The organism is Brevibacillus laterosporus (genome assembly GCA_007833815.1).
Taxonomy (GTDB): Bacteria; Bacillota; Bacilli; order Brevibacillales; family Brevibacillaceae; genus Brevibacillus_B; species Brevibacillus_B laterosporus_D.
Map to the genome: position 1 here is coordinate 5,029,505 of CP033464.1, position 22,982 is coordinate 5,052,486.

Annotated in this window: 27 protein-coding genes; 6 read left to right on the forward strand and 21 right to left on the reverse strand. The window is 40.3% G+C overall.

From position 1 onward, the window contains the following. The first annotated feature begins 69 nt into the window (after positions 1-69). Complete coding sequence (locus EEL30_24775; protein ID QDX95228.1) at positions 70-702, forward strand: DUF1054 domain-containing protein; 633 nt, start codon at positions 70-72, stop codon at positions 700-702. 118 nt (positions 703-820) lie between these two features. On the opposite strand, the gene EEL30_24780 is transcribed toward EEL30_24775, so the two are convergent. Further along, positions 821-1,792, reverse strand: coding sequence for a nitronate monooxygenase (locus tag EEL30_24780; protein QDX95229.1), 972 nt, complete (start codon positions 1,790-1,792; stop codon positions 821-823). A gap of 164 nt (positions 1,793-1,956) precedes the next feature. On the opposite strand from EEL30_24780, the gene EEL30_24785 reads away from it, so the two are divergent. Both EEL30_24785 and EEL30_24790 read left to right on the forward strand, forming a co-directional pair. After that, positions 1,957-3,429 carry an aminotransferase class I/II-fold pyridoxal phosphate-dependent enzyme gene (locus EEL30_24785; GenBank protein QDX95230.1) on the forward strand — a complete coding sequence of 491 codons (1,473 nt, stop codon included), beginning with the start codon at positions 1,957-1,959 and terminating at the stop codon, positions 3,427-3,429. 162 nt (positions 3,430-3,591) lie between these two features. Beyond that, positions 3,592-4,101 carry a hypothetical protein gene (locus EEL30_24790; GenBank protein QDX95231.1) on the forward strand — a complete coding sequence of 170 codons (510 nt, stop codon included), beginning with the start codon at positions 3,592-3,594 and terminating at the stop codon, positions 4,099-4,101. Positions 4,102-4,174: 73 nt separating this feature from the next. On the opposite strand, the gene EEL30_24795 is transcribed toward EEL30_24790, so the two are convergent. The 4 genes from EEL30_24795 to EEL30_24810 form a co-directional block, all read right to left on the reverse strand. After that, on the reverse strand, positions 4,175-6,085 hold the full coding sequence (locus EEL30_24795; protein QDX95232.1) for a hypothetical protein: 1,911 nt from the start codon (positions 6,083-6,085) through the stop codon (positions 4,175-4,177). A 181-nt stretch (positions 6,086-6,266) separates the two neighbouring features. Then, the gene (locus EEL30_24800) at positions 6,267-6,389 is read right to left on the reverse strand and encodes a GapA-binding peptide SR1P (GenBank protein QDX95233.1); all 123 of its coding nucleotides are present in this window, start codon (positions 6,387-6,389) and stop codon (positions 6,267-6,269) included. Between the two features lie 321 nt (positions 6,390-6,710). Further along, positions 6,711-7,007, reverse strand: coding sequence for a DUF3055 domain-containing protein (locus EEL30_24805; GenBank protein ID QDX95234.1), 297 nt, complete (start codon positions 7,005-7,007; stop codon positions 6,711-6,713). Positions 7,008-7,232: 225 nt separating this feature from the next. Next, positions 7,233-7,757, reverse strand: coding sequence for a MarR family transcriptional regulator (locus EEL30_24810; protein QDX95235.1), 525 nt, complete (start codon positions 7,755-7,757; stop codon positions 7,233-7,235). A gap of 180 nt (positions 7,758-7,937) precedes the next feature. Here EEL30_24810 and EEL30_24815 point away from each other — a divergent pair, with 180 nt between their 5' ends. Both EEL30_24815 and EEL30_24820 read left to right on the forward strand, forming a co-directional pair. After that, on the forward strand, positions 7,938-8,366 hold the full coding sequence (locus EEL30_24815) for a DUF1885 family protein (GenBank protein ID QDX95236.1): 429 nt from the start codon (positions 7,938-7,940) through the stop codon (positions 8,364-8,366). A 141-nt stretch (positions 8,367-8,507) separates the two neighbouring features. Continuing rightward, entirely contained in the window at positions 8,508-9,146 is a 639-nt protein-coding gene (locus EEL30_24820; GenBank protein ID QDX95237.1) for a muramidase, read from the forward strand. A gap of 58 nt (positions 9,147-9,204) precedes the next feature. On the opposite strand, the gene EEL30_24825 is transcribed toward EEL30_24820, so the two are convergent. The 16 genes from EEL30_24825 to EEL30_24900 form a co-directional block, all read right to left on the reverse strand. Next, the gene (locus tag EEL30_24825) at positions 9,205-9,570 is read right to left on the reverse strand and encodes a DUF4912 domain-containing protein (GenBank protein QDX95238.1); all 366 of its coding nucleotides are present in this window, start codon (positions 9,568-9,570) and stop codon (positions 9,205-9,207) included. A 96-nt stretch (positions 9,571-9,666) separates the two neighbouring features. Further along, entirely contained in the window at positions 9,667-10,260 is a 594-nt protein-coding gene (locus EEL30_24830) for a hypothetical protein (protein QDX95239.1), read from the reverse strand. 333 nt (positions 10,261-10,593) lie between these two features. Beyond that, positions 10,594-11,736 (reverse strand): N-acetyldiaminopimelate deacetylase, encoded by a 1,143-nt coding sequence (locus EEL30_24835; protein QDX95240.1) that lies wholly within the window; start codon positions 11,734-11,736, stop codon positions 10,594-10,596. Then, the gene (locus EEL30_24840; protein ID QDX95241.1) at positions 11,737-12,957 is read right to left on the reverse strand and encodes an aminotransferase class III-fold pyridoxal phosphate-dependent enzyme; all 1,221 of its coding nucleotides are present in this window, start codon (positions 12,955-12,957) and stop codon (positions 11,737-11,739) included. Between the two features lie 75 nt (positions 12,958-13,032). Then, complete coding sequence (dapD, locus tag EEL30_24845; GenBank protein ID QDX95242.1) at positions 13,033-13,743, reverse strand: 2,3,4,5-tetrahydropyridine-2,6-dicarboxylate N-acetyltransferase; 711 nt, start codon at positions 13,741-13,743, stop codon at positions 13,033-13,035. 389 nt (positions 13,744-14,132) lie between these two features. Beyond that, positions 14,133-14,399, reverse strand: a complete 267-nt coding sequence (locus tag EEL30_24850) for a hypothetical protein (protein QDX95243.1) — start codon at positions 14,397-14,399, stop codon at positions 14,133-14,135. A 128-nt stretch (positions 14,400-14,527) separates the two neighbouring features. Next, a complete protein-coding gene (locus EEL30_24855) occupies positions 14,528-14,728 on the reverse strand; it encodes a hypothetical protein (GenBank protein QDX95244.1) in 201 nt (66 codons plus the stop codon). Between the two features lie 141 nt (positions 14,729-14,869). Further along, the gene (locus EEL30_24860) at positions 14,870-16,060 is read right to left on the reverse strand and encodes a WG repeat-containing protein (protein QDX95245.1); all 1,191 of its coding nucleotides are present in this window, start codon (positions 16,058-16,060) and stop codon (positions 14,870-14,872) included. Positions 16,061-16,359: 299 nt separating this feature from the next. Continuing rightward, the gene (locus tag EEL30_24865; protein ID QDX95246.1) at positions 16,360-17,103 is read right to left on the reverse strand and encodes an amino acid ABC transporter ATP-binding protein; all 744 of its coding nucleotides are present in this window, start codon (positions 17,101-17,103) and stop codon (positions 16,360-16,362) included. Between the two features lie 15 nt (positions 17,104-17,118). Beyond that, positions 17,119-17,799, reverse strand: coding sequence for an amino acid ABC transporter permease (locus tag EEL30_24870; GenBank protein ID QDX95247.1), 681 nt, complete (start codon positions 17,797-17,799; stop codon positions 17,119-17,121). Positions 17,800-17,814: 15 nt separating this feature from the next. Then, positions 17,815-18,642, reverse strand: a complete 828-nt coding sequence (locus tag EEL30_24875) for an amino acid ABC transporter substrate-binding protein (protein QDX95248.1) — start codon at positions 18,640-18,642, stop codon at positions 17,815-17,817. Positions 18,643-18,746: 104 nt separating this feature from the next. Continuing rightward, positions 18,747-20,012, reverse strand: a complete 1,266-nt coding sequence (locus tag EEL30_24880; GenBank protein ID QDX95249.1) for an MFS transporter — start codon at positions 20,010-20,012, stop codon at positions 18,747-18,749. A gap of 131 nt (positions 20,013-20,143) precedes the next feature. After that, entirely contained in the window at positions 20,144-20,458 is a 315-nt protein-coding gene (locus tag EEL30_24885; GenBank protein ID QDX95250.1) for a YbjQ family protein, read from the reverse strand. A gap of 409 nt (positions 20,459-20,867) precedes the next feature. Next, a complete protein-coding gene (locus EEL30_24890) occupies positions 20,868-21,290 on the reverse strand; it encodes a holin (protein ID QDX95251.1) in 423 nt (140 codons plus the stop codon). A gap of 69 nt (positions 21,291-21,359) precedes the next feature. After that, a complete protein-coding gene (locus tag EEL30_24895; protein ID QDX95252.1) occupies positions 21,360-22,130 on the reverse strand; it encodes a hypothetical protein in 771 nt (256 codons plus the stop codon). 166 nt (positions 22,131-22,296) lie between these two features. Further along, positions 22,297-22,527: a hypothetical protein gene (locus tag EEL30_24900; GenBank protein QDX95253.1), complete on the reverse strand. Its 231-nt coding sequence runs from the start codon at positions 22,525-22,527 to the stop codon at positions 22,297-22,299. Positions 22,528-22,735: 208 nt separating this feature from the next. Here EEL30_24900 and EEL30_24905 point away from each other — a divergent pair, with 208 nt between their 5' ends. Continuing rightward, positions 22,736-22,972, forward strand: a complete 237-nt coding sequence (locus EEL30_24905; GenBank protein QDX95254.1) for a hypothetical protein — start codon at positions 22,736-22,738, stop codon at positions 22,970-22,972. The last annotated feature ends 10 nt before the right edge of the window (positions 22,973-22,982 follow it).

The following is a 22,982-nucleotide window of genomic DNA, read 5'->3' on the forward strand; positions in this document are numbered from 1 at the left end:
GTGATAAAGGAAAGAGGCATCTGCAGTTACATAAAATGAACAACGTACTCACTTGAAAGGAGTTTACATATGACCACTTTTTCTGGCTTTCAATCTGAGGATTTTGAGGTATTTTCCGTTGAAGGATTAGACGAGAGAATGGAAGGCATCAAAGATCAAATTCGGCCCAAATTAACCTTTCTAGGTGAACATTTTGCTCCTCAACTTGGTCTGGCACTAGGAGATGAAATGTTTTATCATGTAGCCAAACACGCACGTCGTACGGTTAATCCACCTAAAGATACATGGGTAGCTTGGGCAAATGACAAACGAGGTTACAAAAAACATCCTCATTTTCAAATTGGACTGTGGGGCACTCACCTATTTGTTTGGTACGCCCTTATTTATGAGTCTCCGTTTAAACAAGAAATCGGACAAAACATGGAAAAACATTTGAAGAAGATCATGTCCCTTGTGCCAGGACATTTTCAGTGGTCTCCAGATCATATGCAACCACACAGTACGTCACAAGTTGAGTTGGGTGAAGAAGGACTATTAAACCTTATCCAACGTCTTCAAACTGTAAAAAAAGCAGAAATCCTTTGCGGAATCACTATTGATAAAAATGATTCAATTTTACGAGATGGTGAAGCGCTTGTAGCTCACTTAGAGGAAACCTTCCAAGTCCTTACTCGTTTGTACATGCTAAATCGGCAAGTATAGGGGGCACTTTCTAGTAAATTGGTATGCTTTCTACTATCTATATGCAAAAGAACAGGTCCTTTTTCATGCAATTGTAAAGAACCTGTTCTTCTTTTTAATAAAAAGTTCAAAAAGAGCGTCATGGCTTCCCTTGGAACGTTTTTTGTATAATGGTTTGAAACTCATTTACATCCCCCATCATTCGATTGAACAACTCCTGAACAGTAGGGACATCATGGATTAAACCTACCACTTGTCCTGCCCAACCAAATCCATGCTCTGCATCCCCATCGTAGATAAAGCGACAATTGTTCCTGCCACTAATATATTCACGCAAGCCCTCATATCCTACGCCTTGTTTTTCTAGTTCTATAATATGCTCAGAGCCTTTCGTACTCACCACACGTGCAGGAGTACCCAGTGAACGCTTGATAACGGTAGTATCATGCTCAGTCGCCTGGATAAGCGCCTGCTTGTAGGCAGCATGTGCATGAACACATTCTTGTGTTGCAATAAACCTAGTCCCCATTTCCACTCCTTCCGCCCCTAATGCAAGCGCTGCCAATAATCCCCGACCATCACCGATACCACCACTTGCAAGTACAGGGATATTTACCGAATCAACTACACGGGGAATAAGCACGAAGGTTCCAATATCATCACGTCCTAAATGGCCCCCACCTTCCTGACCAACTGCCATTACAGCATCTGCTCCTATCGCTTCCGCTTTTTGTGCTTGTCTGACCGCTGCCACCAGCACCATACGTTTCATACCATATCCATCCGTACGACGAATCAGCGGCTCTGGATTCCCTCCTGTGATACTGATGACGCCAATTCCTTCTTCTATGGCTACATCCAACATTTCTTCATAAGGACGATCATGCTGACCAATAGCAAAGTTAACACCAAAAGGCTTTGTCGTTAATGTACGTACCTTTTGGATTTCAGCTCGCAAAGAATCTGGTGAAGGTAACGACATGGCCGTTATTTGACCTAGTCCACCTGCCTCGGATACCGCAGCTGCCAATTCGGCATATGCCAGATGTGCCAATCCCCCTTGTATAATGGGGTACATAATGTTGAGCATCTCAGTAACTCTCGTATTCATCCTTAACCCTCCTTTCTGTTTTTCTTAACCTTCTGCTTTAAAAGGGATAAATCCTGCTATTACGGGAGTTATGCAAAAAAAAACACTTGCTTTCCCCCCCAATTTGCTATACTCAATTTTGTTGTTTTTCAAACTATTATAAAATAAAGTGAGGCGATACGATAATGAGACAGGATAAAACCCCCTTGTTTAGCGGATTGGTGGAACATGCAGAGAGGAATCCCATTCAATTTCATATTCCAGGCCACAAAAAGGGGACGGGAATGAATCCTACGTTCCGAGAATTCATTGGGGAGAACGCTTTATCAATTGACTTAATTAATATCGCCCCACTAGATGATTTGCACCATCCAAAAGCAATAATTAAAGAAGCACAGGATTTGGCGGCAGAAGCATTTGGTGCTGACCATACCTTTTTCTCTATACAAGGGACAAGCGGTGCAATCATGGCAATGATCATGGCAACTTGCAATCCTGGAGATAAGATTATTTTGCCTCGAAATGTGCATAAGTCTGTGACCGCTGCCATTATTTTTGCCGGTGCTATTCCAGTCTTTATACACCCAATCATGGATGAACAGCTAGGAATTGCTCATGGCATCACACCAAAAGCAGTACGAAAAGCAATGAGCGCCCATCCTGATGCAGCTGCCCTATTGGTCATTAATCCAACTTATTTTGGGATAGCTGGGGATTTACAACAAATCGTAGAAATTTCCCATGAGTATAATGTACCTGTCCTAGTAGATGAAGCTCATGGTGCTCATATTCATTTTCATGAGGATATGCCATTATCTGCTATGCGAGCAGGCGCAGACATGGCTGCTACCAGCGTTCACAAGTTGGGAGGCTCCCTCACCCAAAGCTCCATTTTAAACGTAAGAGAAGGGCTTGTAGACGTCGACAGAGTGAAAACCATTCTGAGCATGCTAACGACAACATCCACTTCCTACATTTTGCTCGCTTCCTTAGACATGGCTAGACAGCATTTAGCCTTACATGGAAAGCAAATGATAGAAAACTCCATTCGTATGGCTAACGCTGCGAGAGATGAAATTAACAAAATCCCTCGTCTGCGTTGTATAGGAAAAGAAATTTTAGGGATGCCGGCTGAGTACGCCATGGACCCGACTAAATTGCTCATTCATGTACGTAACCTCGGAATTACTGGCTGGGAAGTTGAGAATTGGTTACGAGAAAAATATAACATTGAAGTAGAAATGAGCGATCTCTACAACATTCTTTGCTTTGTGACGGCAGGAGACACTGAAGAAACCGTTGGTACATTAGTTTCTGCCTTGCAGCACCTAGCAGTTGAATTTGCTCATGCGGAACCAAGTGATTTAATTGAAATTTCATTGCCTGAAATCCCCGTGATCTCCCTTTCACCACGTGATGCTTTTTATTCTGAAACGGAAATTGTCCCACTCGAACTTGCAGAAGGACGCATCATCACGGAATTCATTATGGTTTATCCTCCTGGTATTCCCATTTTATTCCCAGGAGAGGTTGTCACATCTGACAACATTCATTACATCAAAGAGAACCTGCGTGTAGGTCTTCCTGTACAAGGTCCTGAAGATGAAACCATTCAAACTATCAAGGTCGTAAAACGCCAAGCAGCTATACATGAATAACACATAAAAAGGTCCTCTCCTTTCTGATATTGACAAGGAGAGGATTTTTTGTCACTCTATTTAACAAAACTTCGAAACTTTTCTAGACTTTATGACGTATAGTAAATTAGGTAGTCCATACTTAATATATGCCCTACGTCGCCTGAGAAAAGGAGAAATGACATGAACACCACATCCACCACCACGAATCCCTATTCCTACTTGCTATGGATCGGGTATCTTATCCTTGCTATTGGCGGTTCTGCCTTATATGGAGGTAGTCTCAGCCTACATTTTGATCACTGGTCATTTGATCTCGGTGCGTACTGGGTCATCATATCCGCTAGTTGTAGCTGGATTCTTTTATTTGGAATCACCTATCTGATTGGCTATAAGAAAATCAGTTTACGCTGGCTGGTTCAAATTAGCTTGGAGACCACCGTATACGGTGTTACCGTTCTTATTGCTGCCTCTTTAGTTAACCTTATAGCAAGAGGATTGCATTTCCCAAGCTTATTGATGGTAACTCCCAATATCTTACTTGTCCTTTTCTCCAACATTTTAATGGCCGATCATTATATCAGCGAAATGAAAACCCAAAATTTTCCAAAACAACTATCCCTTCTCTTGTGGCTTGCGCTGTTAGATGGGTTCGGTATATTCTTTTTATACTTTTTCAGTAAGATGTTCTAATAAACTAAAAACTACTTGCTTACCATATCAAAAGGCTGATAGGAAATTATATCCTACCAGCCTTTTTGTATTATTATTCGTCTTCGTCCTCATCATCGTCGTCATAAGAACTAAATAAGGATGTATACAGACCTTCCTCATCATCACGATCATCCAACCATACTAAACGATTGCCACCGATTGCGATCTCAGATGGTTCAGCATCACTATCAAATGGAGATCTGAAACGTTGCTTATCCATATCATACATGACATAGCGATCAAGATCGTCTCCGCCTTTTTCTACTTCAGTTTCATAGAAAATGATATTTTTCGATACGATCGGCTTCTCTTGATCTCCTTCTTCTTCATATAGAAGATCAGTACGATTCATCTTGAATGAATACACGAAAATGTCTTTATCTTTTGTATCACTATTATAAGCAGACCAAGCTGCAAATCCATCGCCAAGACCGATACTGTCTGCATTTTCTACTTCTTCCTTCATGATACGTCCGCCATCTTCATAATCATAAATGACAACATCTTGATAATTATCGTCATCGCCATCAATCAAAGCTACAGCTTTATGATTAATAGCAACACTGCGAATGCCACCTTTGGATTCATGCAGTTCAGATGTTTTATTCTTTTTTAAATTGGTTAGATTAGCGGTATTCGAGCGTTTGCTACCACTTACCCAAACAAGATGTTCATTATAAATAGCATACAAACCTTCTACGACATCTGTTTTCTTAGTAGTGATCTTGGTAGATTCACCTGTTTCGATGTCGTAAGCCACTAATACATTATCATCATTATCGTAGTAAACCACGTAAGAATCACTTACCACTGGATGCTCTGCTTCATGCTTTTCGGGAGAAACAGTAGTAGTTCTACGAGTTTTGGCATCATACAGCATAACGCGAGATTCTTTTTTACCTTCCTTCAAGAAGGCAACATGGTTTTTGCTAGCTGCTGGAGAAGCTACATTTTTTAAATTTTCGCCCTTGCCAAGCACTTTGCTTTTCTCTTTTTTCGTGTCATATAATTTCAATGTCAAGTTGTTGCTTTTACCTGTAGCATATAGCACGTAGCGTCCACTCATCACAGGAGGCATTTTTTCATTGTAATCACTATTAACTTTATACGAATTATCTTTATTGGTATCTAGATAATACAATGAGCTACCCGTTCCATATAAAAGATAACGTCCGTTGAAATCAAACAGCTTTTCATCTCCTCTTTCGTGGGTCAACACTTTGGATTTACTGCTCTCTTGTTGCGTTTTTTCAATATTACCGCTTATTTGGTTCAAGAAAACGATATCATCGTCAACAATGATGGGATGAGCTGGTGTAGCCTTCCCCCAGTAAGTTTTATACTCTTTAGAAGATCCTAATATATTATGATACAATTCAGATTTTCCGTTACGCTCATCTTGCCAAACCACTTGGTCATCATAAACGGAAGGATGGCTAGCTTTTCCGCTTGTGGATATGCGTTGTTCTTTGCTGTTGTTTACTTCAATCGCATAAATATTTGTTCCACCATCACGCTTGTCTTTCCAAACAACTACACCATCTTTAAAGCTTAGCTCTTCTGGATCAGTTACTCTTGCACTTTGGCTCGTAAGTTCACGCTCTTTATCCTTTTTCAGATCATAAGCATATAATTGGTAACGATTGTTTTCCACTTGAGCCCAAACTACCGTATTTCCATCGATACGTGGTGCTACTTTCTTAGATTTATTGCTAGAAATTTTCTTTGATATTTTTTCATCATCCACATCATAAACCACAATGGAATAATTCTTCCCGGATTCCTCCACCCATACAGCATAATCCCCATCGAAATCCATACCATAAGGGGCAGCTGCAGTGTCACCATTCACTGTAATCTTTTCCTCATCATAATTGGCTGCTAATACTGGGTTCACACTACTAACTAAAGTCGTTGCCATGGCAAAAACAGCTATCCATCGCTGAAAGCTCTTCTTCGTCATAATTTAACTCCTCTCTACAAAATATTCCATTTTTCTCTATCCTTCTTATTATTTATCAACTAAATGAAGAAGTAAATAAAAATCTTTAGAAATAAAATGAAAAAGCAAAAAACACACTCATAATGAGCGTGTTCAATAAACGAAAGACTCAATATATTCAAAAATATATCTTCAAAATAGCCTATTCATGTTCATTATCATGCTGATGGCACGGGCAATCGCATAAACCGTAAAGTGTTTTCACTTGTGGCGATTCTAAATGTTCAATGATGTCTCCGCATTTCTGACAAACGATTGTCGTCATGATAAGCCCCCTATAAAATAAGTCTACTTTCAAAAACATTTTAATTAGTATGTCACATTAATTAAAGTATGTGTTGTATCCATCTTAATATGCTATACATTATCTGTCAATAGGCTACTGAAATCAACTGTAACATCCCTTTGTTTCTTATAATAACTACTTTGATAAGCTTATTACACATTAATTAGTATGTCACATTTAGGCGACACGAAATTTTAAGCTATTGTTTGAAATAGATCTACATCTTTTCAGAAAAAAAACAGCCTCTTCCATTCCAACGGAGGAGGCTGTCATATTAAGGATTGTCTATTTACATCTAGGTTAGTATTGATCCTGAAATGGCATGGACGGTAAGTTATCACGAAAGAATTGAGAGAGCTCATTTGCTTGGGTCAAACATGACAATTTAAAGATTTCTTGCAGATGTTTTGGATTCAGTGTGTCTTCTGAACTTAATAACGTTGATTGTCCAGTCTGCATACATACCACCATTGGTTTTCCAAAAAAACGGTGTGTGTACACTATCCCAAAATCATAGCGAGTCGTTTCGGTTGCAAAGCCCAGAAAACGAACCTTGGCCTCTTCGTTCACGTCATACAACAATTCCATTACTTCCATCGCGATACCCTCCCATCTTGTATGATCTTTTTTCTCCTCGCCCCATTCTTTTCTCGACTGGGATAAATGCCCACCGATCGCTTTATCAGAATATGAGAAGGAGCTAAAAAGGGTTCACCCATCACACAATCCTTACATTTGGAAAATCACACATTACTATATAACCTTTTTTAAATAATATGAAACTTTTCCCTTTTTATATCCGTACTTTACTACAGAGGATATTCATCCAGCAGAGCTTTGATTCTCAGGAAAACGCTCTTCCCCTTCCTGAATCCATCTAACTTTATCTGCACCGTGTAGGGTTTGAGCAAGGAATGATATGCATTCAAAAAACAGTTCTACTACTACAACTGAGTAGCGCTCTTTTAATTTTTCCAACGCCTCTGTTAAGCGGAATAGACTAGGTGTGTTCTCCCTGCTTTTTTCAATAACCTGACGTCCTGCGCTTGTAGGATACACATGAACGACCCTACCATCAATATCGGATTTTTCAATGCTCACTAATTGTTTTTCCATAAGCTTTTTTATATGAATGACAATGGATGAGGGATGCCAAAACGTCCAATCAGCAATCTGTGTAACACGCACTCCTTCATAGCAGCAAATGATCCACAAAATATTTAATTGTACCGATGAATCCAAGTTCGCTGTTTTTGCAGCTCTTTCCCAATCGTCTTTGTTCACAACATTGATTGCCCGCAATGTATTTAATGCTTCATGCACCTGCCGTATCGCTGTATCCTTCATTTCCCATTCCCCCAACTGATTTTTGTCTCTCTACAATTGTAAATTTTCATCATTGTACTATTTTCAGAAAATATAATCAATTACTTTCCGCTTTTTGTATCCGCTTGCAGAAGCCTAAACTGTAATGCTACACTTGAAACAGAAAAGATTTGTACCTTTGATATGGGAGTGAACTGATTCGTGAATATGCAATCCGCCTATGTATATCTAGTAGATGGTTCCATCGGCTCCACGGTTACTCTTGATGATGTCAAAACATTTTTACAAAACTATCGAGATAAAACCAGTAAAACAGGTCAACAATTGGATTGGAGCTATACAGATGCTTCCTTTCCCTATCATATCGAAGAACCAGTGGAAGGAAAAGATACATTTTTCATTTTAAAGGGTAAAGATCCAGATCTTTATAAATATGTGATCATTGGCGTAGGCACACATCATAAAGACAATCAGGAACGCGCTTTTATTCAAATTAGTATCCCGGACACGGCAACCCAAAACGATAAAAGTAAAGGAAACGAATACTGCCGCTACCTAGCTCGTGAAGTAAAAGGAGAACTTCATCTATTTAACGGAAGAATTCAGTATTTTCAGCCACGCAAGCCTTAAATTTGTATTTTCTATGCATGCATTCTACACATCTGCCCAAGCAAAATGGCATCCTCCTAATATGATACATTGTGGAGGTGCTTACCATCAATGAGTACCTTGCTTTTACTCCAATATCTGGACAAAAGGAGGTGCCTTTTTATGGAACGCTCAGAATTCATATCACTTGTAAGTGCACCTGCTCAGCTTGCCTTTGAAAAGTATCATATTTACGCCTCCATAATCATAGCTCAAGCTATTCTAGAATCTGGATTTGGTAACTCCATTCCAAAAGACCCTGCAACAGGCCTGTTATCTTATAATATTTTCGGGATAAAAGGAGTAGGTCCAGCCGGCTCCGTTCTTGTAGAAACCAAAGAGTATCTGCAGGGAAAGTGGATAACGAAAAAACAGGCTTTCAAAGCCTATAACAGTTTTCTTCAATCTATCGAAGACCACTCACAATTGTTATTAAAACCTCGCTATAAGACTGTTATTACAGCAAATACTCCTTATCTAGCAGCTGAACAACTGGAGCAATCAGGCTACGCTACCGACCCACAGTATGCAGAAAAGCTACAAAAATTGATTACAGCCTACAGCTTGACCCAGTATGATCAAAAAACGTCCCCATCGGAGGAAGCTGTAGCCGCTTGGAAGCTTGAAGTGGGGAAACGTGCTTTGGAAGAGGGAATCATCACATCCCCTGAATGGCTACAGGATTTAGATAAACCTATGCCTGCATGGGCTGTGCTAGCTGTGGCGCTACGTGTGTATGACAAATGCCTTGAAAATAAATAAGCCAAGAAAGAAAACAAAAGACAGGTTCCGTGATCCGGACCTGTCTTTCCTATAGGTGTTACGAAAGTATTTCGGATCTGGATAGCGAATAAAACCTTCCGTCTACCATACGTATGCCAAGATCAACACAGTATTTGCACCCTTCCATTACTCCGTAAAGAATCCAATTGCTTGCCCGATAATTGATGTCATAATCTGTGTAGCTGTCTAGCCCGTCATTCTTAATTTCAATCCGGTACGTTACATCATACAGACGAAGAACTAGCGGCAGCTCATGGAATGGGATGGCAAATTCTTGTTCAATCTCTTGCTGGTATTCCTCCGTCACAAGCCAAGAGGCTAAAATTGATTGGGGGTCTTTCCATGCAATACGTATACTCGGGCCGTCTGTATCTGTTGATGACCGCGTGGCTTTTGTCTTCATTCGCTTTCATCTTTCCTTTCCTACATTACATAATAGAAATTACTTCTAACCATTATATCATTAGGCAGCTAATTTTGAAAACGGTGGAATAGCATTTTATTTGCCTACTGTAAAGGAATTCTCTCCCACTACGACCATATTTGCATCTTTTTCTTTTTTCATTGTCAATTGAACTTTATATGTACCATTCTTTTTTAACTTTGTAGAGACAAAAGGCTGGGAGAAAAAGAATCCACCGTCACGTACTGAGTAGGATTTCTCCTTACTATTATCCACTACATTGCCATCTGGGCCAATAATATTTACTCTTACACTCATATCTTTGGCATCAACCACATTATCAACCTCTACGTACACGCCAAAGTTACGGGGAATGTTTTTTTCCAGAAATCCTGTCACTGGATTAGTCAACACGATATCATTGTTTTTGTTTTGTTGAACCCCTTCCAAAACCATAATATTCACGTTTGGCTTATCGATGAACAATTTTCCTGTATCTTTATCATAAGTCGCAAATCCACCTAGGCTATTGATTAATTCCTGTGTGGTATCAAGTGTTGAAGCGGTGATTTCTATTTTACTATTGCGCTCACCATTGAAGTATGTACGTATGCTTGTATCGCCCCATGCGGTCGTAGCTGTAGCTACAACGATTATGGTTGCTAGTCCTGCCATCCATTGCTTTTTCATCTCATTCCCTCCATCAATCGTAATATATAGAAAGCCGAAGCTGTACTCGTATGCTTCCAGGTCAAAAGGATATTTGTTCCTGTTTGTTTCTCTTAATCTTAGACGCACCACACTTCAAATAGTTGTGCATGAAAAGGAACTTTTTTTACCTTCATCCACAGTATCCACAGTATGTTTTCAAAATTTACTCACAAGTGGATATAGTGATTATTGTGCCAATCCTGATCTAAAAGCCTACTTTTTTCCCCGTCAATCTGTACTAGATTGTGGATAACCGATGCCTAATCTGTGGGAATAGCAAAAGACGACCCGCAGGCCGCCTTTCATTGCTTTTTATTTGATTTCGTTTGACATCACGTTTGCATACTGACGAAAGAAACGTGTAACGATTCCAATTGCATTCTCAATGGCTTGTTCATTTGGCTCCAACTTAGCATGATGCAATCCATAAGGAGTATCTACCCCAAGCCAAAATAAAAAGCCAGGAATTTCAGCCAAAAAGTACCCAAAATCTTCACCAGTCATCGCTTCTGTGCACCGAACCAACGTAACGTCTTCCTGCTGGTCCAACCAGGTCATAAATTTTTCCGAAAGCTTTGGATCATTATATACCTGACAATACATGGCTCCGTAATCAATTGACGCTTGACAGTCAAAGCCTGTTTCCACACCTTGGACAAGTGCTTCAATCCGCTGTTTCATTTTTTGCATGGAATCTTGAGACAGCGTACGAATAGTTCCTTCTAGTCGAGCCGTCTCAGCGATGATATTCTGCTTTGTACCGCCTTCTATTTTACCAACCGTAATGACTCCAGCATCCAATGGATTCACATTGCGAGCAACAATCGTTTGTAATTGGGTCAACAGATGGGCCGCTACAACCACCATATCATTGGCAAGATGCGGGTAAGCTGCATGACCACCCCTTCCCTTCACATCAATGAATAACTCAGAAGTGTTAGCAAAGAAAACTCCTTCTTTCATTGCAATGGTCCCAACTGGATATTCTGGTGCAATATGCAATGCGAAGATGGCATCAGGTTGATAGCGACGAAACTCAGGGCTTGCCAGCATCGGTTCCGCACCTCCTGGTCCCTCTTCCGCAGGTTGAAAAATAAATAGTAGATCGTCTATAGCAGGACATTGAGCAAACTGGTTCAAGATACCAAGCCCAATTGCCATGTGTATATCATGTCCGCATGCATGCATATATCCTGGGTGTTCCGAGCGAAAATCATAGTTGGTCTCTTCTTCAATCGGTAGTCCATCCATGTCAGCACGCCAAGCCAGCATCCGCTTTGGAGAGGTTCCGTTCACTTTAACCAGCACACCTGTTTTCCAAGTCGTCACTTCTATATGCTCCTGAGGCATTTGAGCGATAAAAGAAAGCAAAAACTGTTGCGTTTTAAACTCAGAAAATCCAGGCTCTGGGATTTTGTGCAACTCTCGGCGAATTGCTACAAAGGGAGATATCATTTAACTAACTTCCCCCTTCAAGCGGGTCGTTTGCTTTAACACATCGCGGAAGCACGCCACAAATCGATCGGTTTCCTCACTGGTTAAAGTGAGAGGTGGTAACAGACGAATAATCGTTTTTTGCGTAACATCAATTAAAAATCCCGCTTCTAGCATCTCTTTTTGAATCTGACTAACCTGTTCTGGAGTAAGTTTTGTCTGAATGCCAAGCATCATACCTTTGCCTCTAATATCCGCTAGTAAATGTGGATATTCTGCAATCAAACTAACAATTCTCTCCCACAAATACTCAGCCTGCTTTTTACCCTCTTCTAGGCATCCATCTACCAGCAACGCTTCCATAACTGCATTACCCAATGCTGCACTCAATGGAGAAGGAGCAAACGTTGTTCCATGGTCCCCAGGAACGAAAAGATTCGCCAGTTTCTCACCAGCAATTACCCCACCTAGCGGTAGCCCACCACCTACACCTTTGGCAAATAAGATCAGATCAGGTTGTATCGCTGCATGCTGGTAGGCAAACAACTTACCAGTTCGCCCCATACCTGTTTGAATTTCATCCATGGCAAATAGAACATCATGTTCTTTACATAGAGCAAAAGCTGTTTCCAAAAAACTCCCAGAAAGAGGAATGACTCCGCCTGATCCGAGGACAGGCTCCATTAACAAGCATGCAGGGGAGTACCTCGTGATAATCTCTCGCAACCCCTCTACATCACCGGGCGCGACTTCATATACAGGGAACGCCGGTAGAGGGTAATCCTGATAAACGTGAGCTTGTCTAGTTAATTTGACAGCACCAAGCGTTCTACCGTGAAAGCTGTTTTGTAACACAATAACCCCAGCGTTCTCTTTTCCCGTCGCTTTGGCCCATTTATGCACAAGCTTTATTGCAGCTTCTGTTGCTTCCGCCCCTGAGTTGCTAAAAAACACTTTCCCTGGAATGGTATGCTTAACTAACTGCTCTGCCAATGTGATGGCTGGCTTGTTCAAAAAAATGTTGGAGATATGCAAGAATTTTTCTCCTTGTTCTACAAGAGCTTCTACAATTTTGGGGTGAGAGTGACCCAGAACAGAGACAGCAAGACCAGTAAACAAATCGAGATAAGCTTTTCCCTCTGTATCATGTAAATAATTGCCCTCTCCCTTTTCGATCGCAATCGGCAATCGTTTGTAGGTGGACATCAAATAGGTTTCATCTTTTTGTAGCCAATCCGTCATGGGAATACACCCCTTTATTCAGCTCAATCAATTCCTAGCTGATATGATTTCTATCTAGCATGTTTTCGTACCCGTTTATAGCTGACGAAGTTCTTGCATGATCTCCGTTTTGGATTTGGTTTTTGCATCAATCTCTTTGATGATTCTCGCTGGTGTACCCGCTACTACCACGTTCGCTGGAACATCCTGTGTAACGACAGCTCCTGCAGCAACCACTGAACCTTGTCCAATGCGTACACCTTCTAAAATGACAGCATTTGCTCCAACCAATACATCATCCTCAATGATTACCGGAGTTGCAGAGGGTGGCTCAATAACACCAGCAACGACAGCTCCTGCACCAATATGGCAATTTTTACCAACAGTACCACGTCCTCCAATAATAGCACCCATATCGATCATTGTACCCTCACCGATAGAAGCACCGATATTGATAACTGCACCCATCATAATAACCGCATTATTTCCAATGTGTACTTGATCGCGAATGACTGCACCTGGCTCAATACGCGCCTGAATTCCTTTTGTATCTAGTATCGGAATTGCAGAATTGCGACGGTCGCTCTCTACCACATAATCTACAATGCTGTCCTTATTCGCATCAATTACAGGCTGTATGTCTTTCCATTCGCCAAACAATACGCCTACATTGCCTGTAATAAAGGTTTTGGTATTCTCACCAAAATCGATACCTTCTAAATTACCCTTTACATGTACCTTCACAGGCGTCTTCTTTTCGCTTTTTTGAATAAAGCTGATAATTTCGTGGGCATCCATCATGTTCATTGGAATTTCCTCCTACCAATTTGGTTTATAATAAGCTGTTGCAAAATTACTGTGTGGAAAAAGAATAATCCCAAGATAAGCAAAAAAGCAATGAGTGGGTTCGCCTACTCATTGCTGGTTCTACCATGGCAACTCATAAATAGCGCTCCACGAAAGGTTCACCTTTCATGACAAGACGTACGTTATTCACGTACACCCCAGCCGTAGATTGCGGGTCAGCAACGACTTCGGCGCATTGACCTTTTATCCTGTTCTCATCGTCCCGACGATGTAAAGCAAACAGGATGACTCATCCGCTGCGCACCTCTATTTTGGATTATTCCTATGTAATTCACTTCACTTTATCAGATAAATACCTACCTGACAACCGCTTTGCTTGAATGAATTTTTTACGCAAATCGATATAATAAAAAAATCGAGGCTGGTACGATCACAAAAGCCGTAGTGACAATTCCTACCCAACTGATCCATTGCTTCGAACGATCCCCAATGACTAAATGAACGAAACTGAAATAGATGGGAAAAACCCCTGTTCCGAAAGCTACTAATAAAAACAATGTACTAAATTGTTCTCCTCGATAAGCGCTAATTCCGTAGAGGAGCCAGACAAACCACACAGCTAGTAACGCAAGTCCAATAAGATATGGTTTACGCATTGACGATCTCCTTTGCTCATAATGACGAGCTCGTACTCTTTCCATACTAGTTATACCATAAAATTCAGCAAATTAAAAAAGTAAAAAAGCACCCCTAAAGCCAGGAGTGCTTCATCCATCCTTTGTATTTACATCTGCTGATTACTTTTTGCTTTTTTCTTCTGTGAGTGAGGAGTCTCCTTCATGAAGCTAGTGTCGTATTCAACCCATACATGCTCCTCGTCGTGTTTCGTTGTATCCTTCATAAGACCTTTATACAAGTAGTAGAACAAGATGAAAGAGAAGACTAAGAAACCGATGATCGGATACATGGCAATGCCAATTTCCATGGTTCAATTTCCCCTTTCTAAATCATTACCAATATTATACTTTATTTAACAGAAAATCCAAATGATTTAAGACATATTTTAGACACACTTCTTATTCCAAACAAAAAGCTCCCGCGGTTATTTGCGAGAGCTTCACTTTATTTACTCTAAATCACCTGGAAACTCCTTCATAACAGAACTTCTCCAAATGATTTCTCCTTGTTTATTTACGTAGCAAAAGGTATATCCTTGTTCGTCATGGGTCACTTCATAAGCCAAACCATTATGAAACACACCACCTGATTCAAACTGAGGTTTAATTACCATTTTACCTTGTTTATTAATAAAACCATACTTACCATTCACTTTAACGGAAGCCAGCCCTTCTGAAAAAGGTAACGTACGTTCATAGGTGGGAGGGAGCAAAAATTCTCCTTTTTTGTTGATATAGCCAGCTTTAAAATCTCCAGCGCCATCTATATCTACCATCACGTCAGCTACACCTTCCGAAAAGCTACCAGGCTCAAATCCATCTGGTTTAACTACTTCTTGACCTTGTTTATTGATCAGACTATATCCTTTGTCTTCACCTGCATATACCAGAGCTAGTCCCTCTTGGAATGGATTAGCAATCTGATAGGCGAATGGAATGATGACTTTTCCTGTTTGATCAAGATAGCCTGCTTTCCCATCCTTATACGCCACTGTAGTACCTTCTTGAAAACCCCACACAATCTCATATTCTGGTTGAATCACGATTTGCCCATGCTTATTAATAAAACCATATTTATTATTTTCTCCAATAGCAGCTAAGCCATTTTGAAAGCCGCGAGCAAACTGGAACGTTGCTGGGATTACCATCTCATTATCTTTGGTAATAAACCCAAAACGATCACCAGATTTAACAGCAGCTACTCCTTCTGAGAACGAATCTGCTTCTTCATATTGTGCTGGAATTACAAAAGACCCATGTTGGTTGATAAACCCGTATTTCCCATCTTTTTTGGCTACGGCTAGCCCCTCATGAAACTCACCAACCACTTCAAATTGCGGAGTGATTACCACTTTTCCTGTTGCATCGATAAAACCATGTTTATCTTGATCCTGAATGGAATACAGGCGAATTTCTTGTTTATCATCTGCTAATGTGGATTCTTCCACCCCACTTGTTTTTGCTATCGTTTGTAGTCCTTGCCCAGTAGCTACTGATGCTTTTGATGATGAGGAAACCTGATCTACGTACGCTGGTTTTTTCTCAGCTGCTTGCAAAAAATTGTGTGAACCCGCTACATGCATCAGCGGCAGACAAAGTACTGCAACAATACCGGCTTTTGTCCATTTTGAGAGATTCATTCTATCCACCTGCTTCCTCGAATTTCAAATCATATGAAGAAGAGACACGTCGTCTATGTATTCTTTACATAAAAAATGAGTGCTATTTATTAAAGTTTGTCTCTTGTTTTTGTGCTCAGCTTTAGGCTTTCCTGTTTCCTTACTTGTTAGACGTACTTAGTTGCCAAAACGTTTTCATCTTTTTTTTACCAATTTTCGCATACTGTATGTAACCCCTACGTCTTTTTGCTGATACAAGCTTTATCAATATGTGAGAAAAGTAAAAAAGCACTGGAATCAATATCCAGTGCCCTTTCCATTTAAGATTGTAAACGCCGCAAAAACTGGCGAGTTCGTTCATTTTTCGAATGCTCAAAAATTTCCTCAGGCGTACCTTGCTCCAAAATGACGCCACCGTCCATAAAGATTACACGATCTGCTACATCCCGCGCAAAGTTCATTTCGTGCGTCACGATCACCATTGTCATGCCTTCTTCTGCCAACTGTTTCATGACCTTTAGTACCTCACCAACCAATTCTGGATCCAAAGCCGAGGTAGGTTCATCAAAGAGTAACACTGTCGGATCTAGCGCCATCGCACGGGCAATACCGACCCGCTGCTGTTGTCCTCCAGATAGCTGATGAGGATACATGTTCATACGATCTGCAAGCCCCACTTTTGTAAGCATTTCTTCTGCTCTTGCTTGAGCGGCTTCCTTTGAGCGTTTTTTGACAATGACCTGTCCTTCCATCACATTTTCTAATGCTGTCATGTGTGGAAAAAGATTATAACTCTGAAAAACCATTCCTGACTGCTTACGAACAGGTAGCAAATCCTTTTCCTTCATTTTAGTTATAGGTGTAAACTCTAGGCGTTGACCACCTACCTGCATACTGCCCTTTGTAGGTATTTCCAAAAGATTCATGCATCTGAGCAAGGTAGTCTTTCCAGAACCAGAGGGACCTATTATGACGACAGCTTCTCCTTTATCAATGCCAAGCGAAATGTCTTTTAATACTTCAACCTGTTGAAAGCTTTTATGAAGTCCTTTAATCTCGATCATAATGTTCCTCTCCTCCTACCTAGCCATACGGCGTTCCAGACGATGTTCCACACGGCTCTGCAATGCAGACAATATCGTACTGAAGAATAGATAGATGACCGCTACCTCACAGTACAATACCAAAGGCTCGTATGTCATTGCAGTGATCTGTTGAGATATCTGAAACATTTCTGTCACGGTAATGGTAGCAGCTAGAGAAGTATCCTTCACCAAGCTGATAAATGAATTACCAAGCGGTGGTATCGCTACACGTAAAGCTTGGGGAATAATGATTCGGCGTCTTGCCTGATTTTTGGTCATCCCGATTGTATACGCGGCTTCCCACTGTCCCTTAGGCACTGACTGAATGGCTGCACGAATTACTTCGGAGTTATATGCTCCCACACTTAAAGAAAAACCAATAATTGCAGCCGGGAATGGATCGATAGTAACGCCCAACTTAGGCAATCCATAGAAAATAATAAATAATTGCACCAACAATGGAGTACCCCGAACAACCCACACATAAAAGCTGGATATCCCATACAACAATTTATTGGAGGATAACCGGGCAATCGCAGTAAAAAAAGCAAGTATCAATCCAATGATAAAAGATAGTAACGTAAGAGGTATCGTGTACAAAATTCCCGCCTTTAACAGCGGGAGAAATGAATCCACGATAATACCAATAATACGATCAGATTGTTCCACTTCCATTCAGTCCTATCTGTGTTATTTGGAGACGTCTGCACCAAAATATTTCTCGGAGATTTTCAAATAAGTACCATCTGCTTTCATCTCTTTTAAAGCTTTATTTACTGCTTCAATCAGTTCTTTATGTTTGCCCTTCGCGAACATAATTCCATTTTGAGTCGCATCTGGATGCTCCGCTGCAATTCTGATTTTCGCATCAGGCTTTTGTTTCTTAAAGTCAAGGAAGGATAAACCATCGTTAACCGTTGCATCTACTCGTTTAGACAATAAAAGCTCAATCGCTTGATTAAATCCTTCTGACTGTACAATCTCAGCTCCATTATCACGAGCTAAGTCTGTTAAATTACTTGTCAGTGATTGCGCTGATTTTTTCCCTTTCAAATCTGCAAAAGAGGTAATCTCATTATTATCTTCGTTAACGATGAGCACTGCTTTAGATACGATGTATGGGTCAGAGAAATCAAATTTTTCTTTGCGGTCTGCTCGAATGCCGACCTCGTTTACAACCATGTCAAAACGATTCGCATCAAGTCCAGCAATTATACCATCCCATTTGCTTTCGACAAATTGAGGTTCTACGCCGAGGCGTTTAGCAATTTCACGGGCAATATCCACATCAAAGCCAGTCAGCTGACCTGTAGAATCATGGTACGTAAAAGGTGCGTAGGTGCCTTCTGTACCAATGCGAACCTTTCCAGCCGTTTTGATTGCTTCCAAGGAGTTCTTCGCTGTAGTGTTTCCTCCCTGCTCGTCTGTAGTTCCCTGATTAGATGACCCACAACCAGCTACAAATAGAGAGAGCGCTAGAATAGAAACAAGTGCAGTAGAGTACCAAGATTTTTTCATGTGTTAAACCCCCAGTTTTCTTATCGGATTTTGCCCCTTTGAAAATCATAGTAACATTTAAGCAACTTGTCAATAACAAGCAAAATAAATTACTACATCAAAGTTTATCCCTGTACCGATTCATTCTGAGATCCAAGATGCGTTACCACTAGGTTTTGCCTTTTTCCGTATAGGTATGTAAATAGTCCCGTACATATCGTGAAGAAACCTAGTAGAATAAGGAAGGTAGAGAGTCCAATAAAATCTAAACTGGCTGACGTAATGAGCATAGCAACTTGAATAATGATGCGATCCACGATCTCTTTAAAACTAAAAAAGCGTCCCTGTACCGTTTCTGGTAACCTTTTTTGAAAAACAGTGGTCACCATCGGATATATAAAACCTAATGTAAAACCCAGCAATCCAAAGGAAAGCAAAACCATGATTTGATTTGTGCCAAACGACATTCCCCATTCTGCCATTCCGATCACCAATACGAGTAAAGACGACACCTGTACTAGATTTACTCGACTTACCAATTTTTGTACAAAAATACCGGCAAGTAGTACACTTGATCCTTCTACCGCATAAATATAACCCATGATTGTTGATGAATCCTGCAATTTTCCGAAAGCAAGTACCAATAGATTAAATCCACCCAAGAAGAGTGTCACTACCCCCGTGCTAATCAGCCCAACGGTTACTGATGGCTCCTTTTTCATTAATTCGAAAACTTCTGTGAATTTCAACTTTTCTCCAGTTTGTTTTTTCTTCTGGTGCGACTGTGGAATTTGAACAAACAACACAATGATTACTAACATCAGAAAACCGAAAAAAGCCCCCACTGTGACGGTCTGCATAGAAAATAATGATAGCAGTAAGCCACCTACAGCTGTCCCAGCAATTCTAGCCATGGTAGCAATGTTCATATAGAGCGTGTTTGCAGATAGCAGGTTAGCTTCCCCGACCAAAGCTGGTAATCCCGCGCGTACCGTTGGTAAATACATGGAACCTGCTACTTGATTCACAATTAACGAAGCGACTAACCAGCCGATCGAGGTATAGCTAATAGCAAAATACATACATACAGGGGCAAAACACCTTATGCATGAGGAGGCAATCAGAATTTTTTGCTTATCATACTGATCAATCATTTTCCCCACTGTAGGTAAAAATAGAATGCTTGCAAGCATCCCTGTCATTAGTAATAGGCCAGTTCCCAAATTGGTTTGCATGATCTTTGACATAAACTGTAGATTCAATAACATGCACACCCACATGGTAATTCCAGCAACAATTTCACCTGACATTAATAAAAGAAATGACTTGTTCTTGTGAATAGGTTGAATAATAATCAGCTCCGTTATATACGTGTTGTGTAATAACTTAATTGTAGTGATCTAGGCTCGTTTTGCAATGACTGATTTATCGGCTTTTCCATACCATGTAAAAAAGCCCTCTTCACTTGCGCAAAGAGAGACCTTTCTTCAGGTATTTGCCCCTTATAAATTCTAACAGAAACTTAACGAATTCGAACTGCTGTTCCAGAAGCAACAACCATCATCATACCATTACCAATCGTTTCAAAATCTAAGTTAATTCCAATAACTGCGTTAGCGCCTAATTTAGCAGCTTTATCTTTCATTTCATTAATGGCAATTGATCTTCCTTCTGCCAACTTGTCCTCGTAAGCACCGCTTCGTCCACCTATAATATCTCGAACGCCTGCCATGAAATCACGAACAACGTTGGCAGCCATAATCGCTTCACCAGTTACAATATCAATGTACTGCTCGACGTCTCTACCTTGCACAGTGTGTGTTGTTGTTACTAGCATGCTGGCTCCTCCTACCTGTTGCATATCTTGTCTTAACAAGTATGACGTTTCACTGTGACAGCAGGTTTCATGTTTTGTATTAGAAATAACTCTTTTTTGCAGGTATCACAATGGTTTCAGTAGCATTTTGTACCTCGACAATAATCGGCTTTATCTCTGTGCTACCACATATCGGACACCTTTGTTGATCATGAAAAATACTACAGCAATGTATGCAGGTAAATTTCATCTTTAACTCCTCCTTCTCCCAGTACGCTGTATTATACGCGCTCTTCGTTAAAAAAACTGTCTATTTTTGTAAACACTCTAAGAAAGTTTTTTTCACAAGGCTCTTTCTCTTATTTATGAACGAGGTAAGGTACTTTGTGCATGGACAAAGTACCTTACCTCCAATTAATCTGAAAAATGACTATTTCCAGTTATCATCTTTTTTAAACTTCTTCACGTTTTGTAAAGCCCGTAATAAAAAATCGGGTACAGGTAAACCTAACCGATGACAGTTTTCTAAAATGGAAATTCCTTCATTCCCTATCATAAATAAGATGATTGTATCTCGTAAGAAGCCTTGACTGCTACCACTAATTAAATCCAATTGATTAGCAATGATAATAAAAGCAAACATCCCAACTTTTTTTGCAATCCCTCGAAACCCTTCCTGACTGCTTAGTGATCTATTATACCAGGCGGCAAGTACTCCCGTTATATAATCAACAATCATAAAGATGCAAAATGCCGTAAAAAGTTTATCTATCCCACCCACTAAATAAGTGATAATCGCAATTACGGCCCCAGTCCATATGAGATGAGAGCTGTCTTCCCCTGAGTACATCATATTTCTGGCTACCTCCTCCTGCCTGGTGGCTGGTGTAAACCGAGGTACCTTCCTTTTCTATGCGTATAGCTATCCTTTATATTCCAAAAACCAGAGCTGTACCAATCGATGCAATTTTCTCTGTCGACGCAACAGGACTCGTTCCACCTGTTTTTTTTGCTCCCTTGTTAACAAGGATGGAGGAATTCTTCTTACTGTTTGTTTTATAACTACAGGTGTCAGTTGTTGAATCTTTTGAATAAATGGCTTCAACTGATCATAACTTCTGATAAAGTGGGGAAGACCCTGTAAATAATGATGATTATATTTAGCTACATGCTCCCACTGTCTGGAATACCATGGCATTTTGCGAAAAGTAAAGGCCCCCAACAGGGACATACTATGATCAATAGCATAAAAGTCATATGCTTTCCGAGTAGGGAATATTATGATATTCTCGTCATGTCGATCCACATTGACAATCCAAATATCAAAGATGAATAGCTCTATCAATCTTTCTGGGGATCGCAATTTGTAGATAGCACCTGGTCCTTTTCGCTGATAAAATTCTTCCCAGTTATATAGGCGTCCCCTCCCTTTTTTATAGGAAATAACGCCTTTTTTTCCTTGGATGGTGACTACTTCAATTTTGGCGACTGAGATGCCTAGCTTGCGTGCAAGCCTATACGAAAGTAATTCCATGGCTAAAACAGGACCAAGCTTTTTTGCGGTATTGCTATTCGTATATTTAAAAAAACCAGTTTGTTGGTTCCCGTCTCTTCCTTTTCTAACCTGCCAAACAGGGCCTAAAGGGCGATCATATTTTCGAACAGGTACCCAGCTTGCCTCTTTCTTCCTCATAGCCATGCCTCCTCTATTTTACATTATTTTACTTAGACAAGATTTGGCACGGCTTCAATCTATGTTAACAAAATTAGTTACAATCCAGTTCTTTAAACAAAGAGCCACCGGCAATAGCCAATGACCCCTTATTTGGCAAAAAATCAATTATTAGCAATAACGATTTTTATCGAGAGCTTCTTCTGTCTCTCGCGTGAACCACTAGAGTTTCCCCAGGATTTATAATAACTGTGACGTGGCGATGATTTTCTCGATCCTCTGAAGGCTGGATAGAACGGAATTCATTTTGAACAAACTCTGATCTTTCTTCCCTTCTTGATTCAGAACGCTCTTCATGACGATGGTGATAATAGTGATGATAGTGATAGTGACGATGTTTGGAATGCTTTTTCCTCATAAAAACACCTCCTACTGTGATACTCTAAGTTATGTATAAGAGGGAAGCCATGCTTGGACGATAGAAACAGTAGATTTGACCAATTTTTGTAACCTTACGAGAAGAACATGATTTTCTTTACCGAATGATGCATACAAAATGGCTTTATAACGCACACTTAGGGTAAAGAAACGGTTTTAACCGAATCAAAAATGATGAGGTGAACAAAATGAATGGCATGCAACTAGTCGAATTTTTACGAGAAACAGAAAATAAAATGATTCATATTCATAGAGCCATTGATCATATTAGCAATGAGCCTACATTAAAAGAATCTGTGGCCGTTCTAACGGAAGTCATTACTGACTATCAATCACAAACGGACAAAGTGAAGTCAACTTTGAGACATATGGAAATTAATTCAAATCATGGAAAACAGCAACACGAAGAGAACACCGAAGAGTAACAACAGCTTA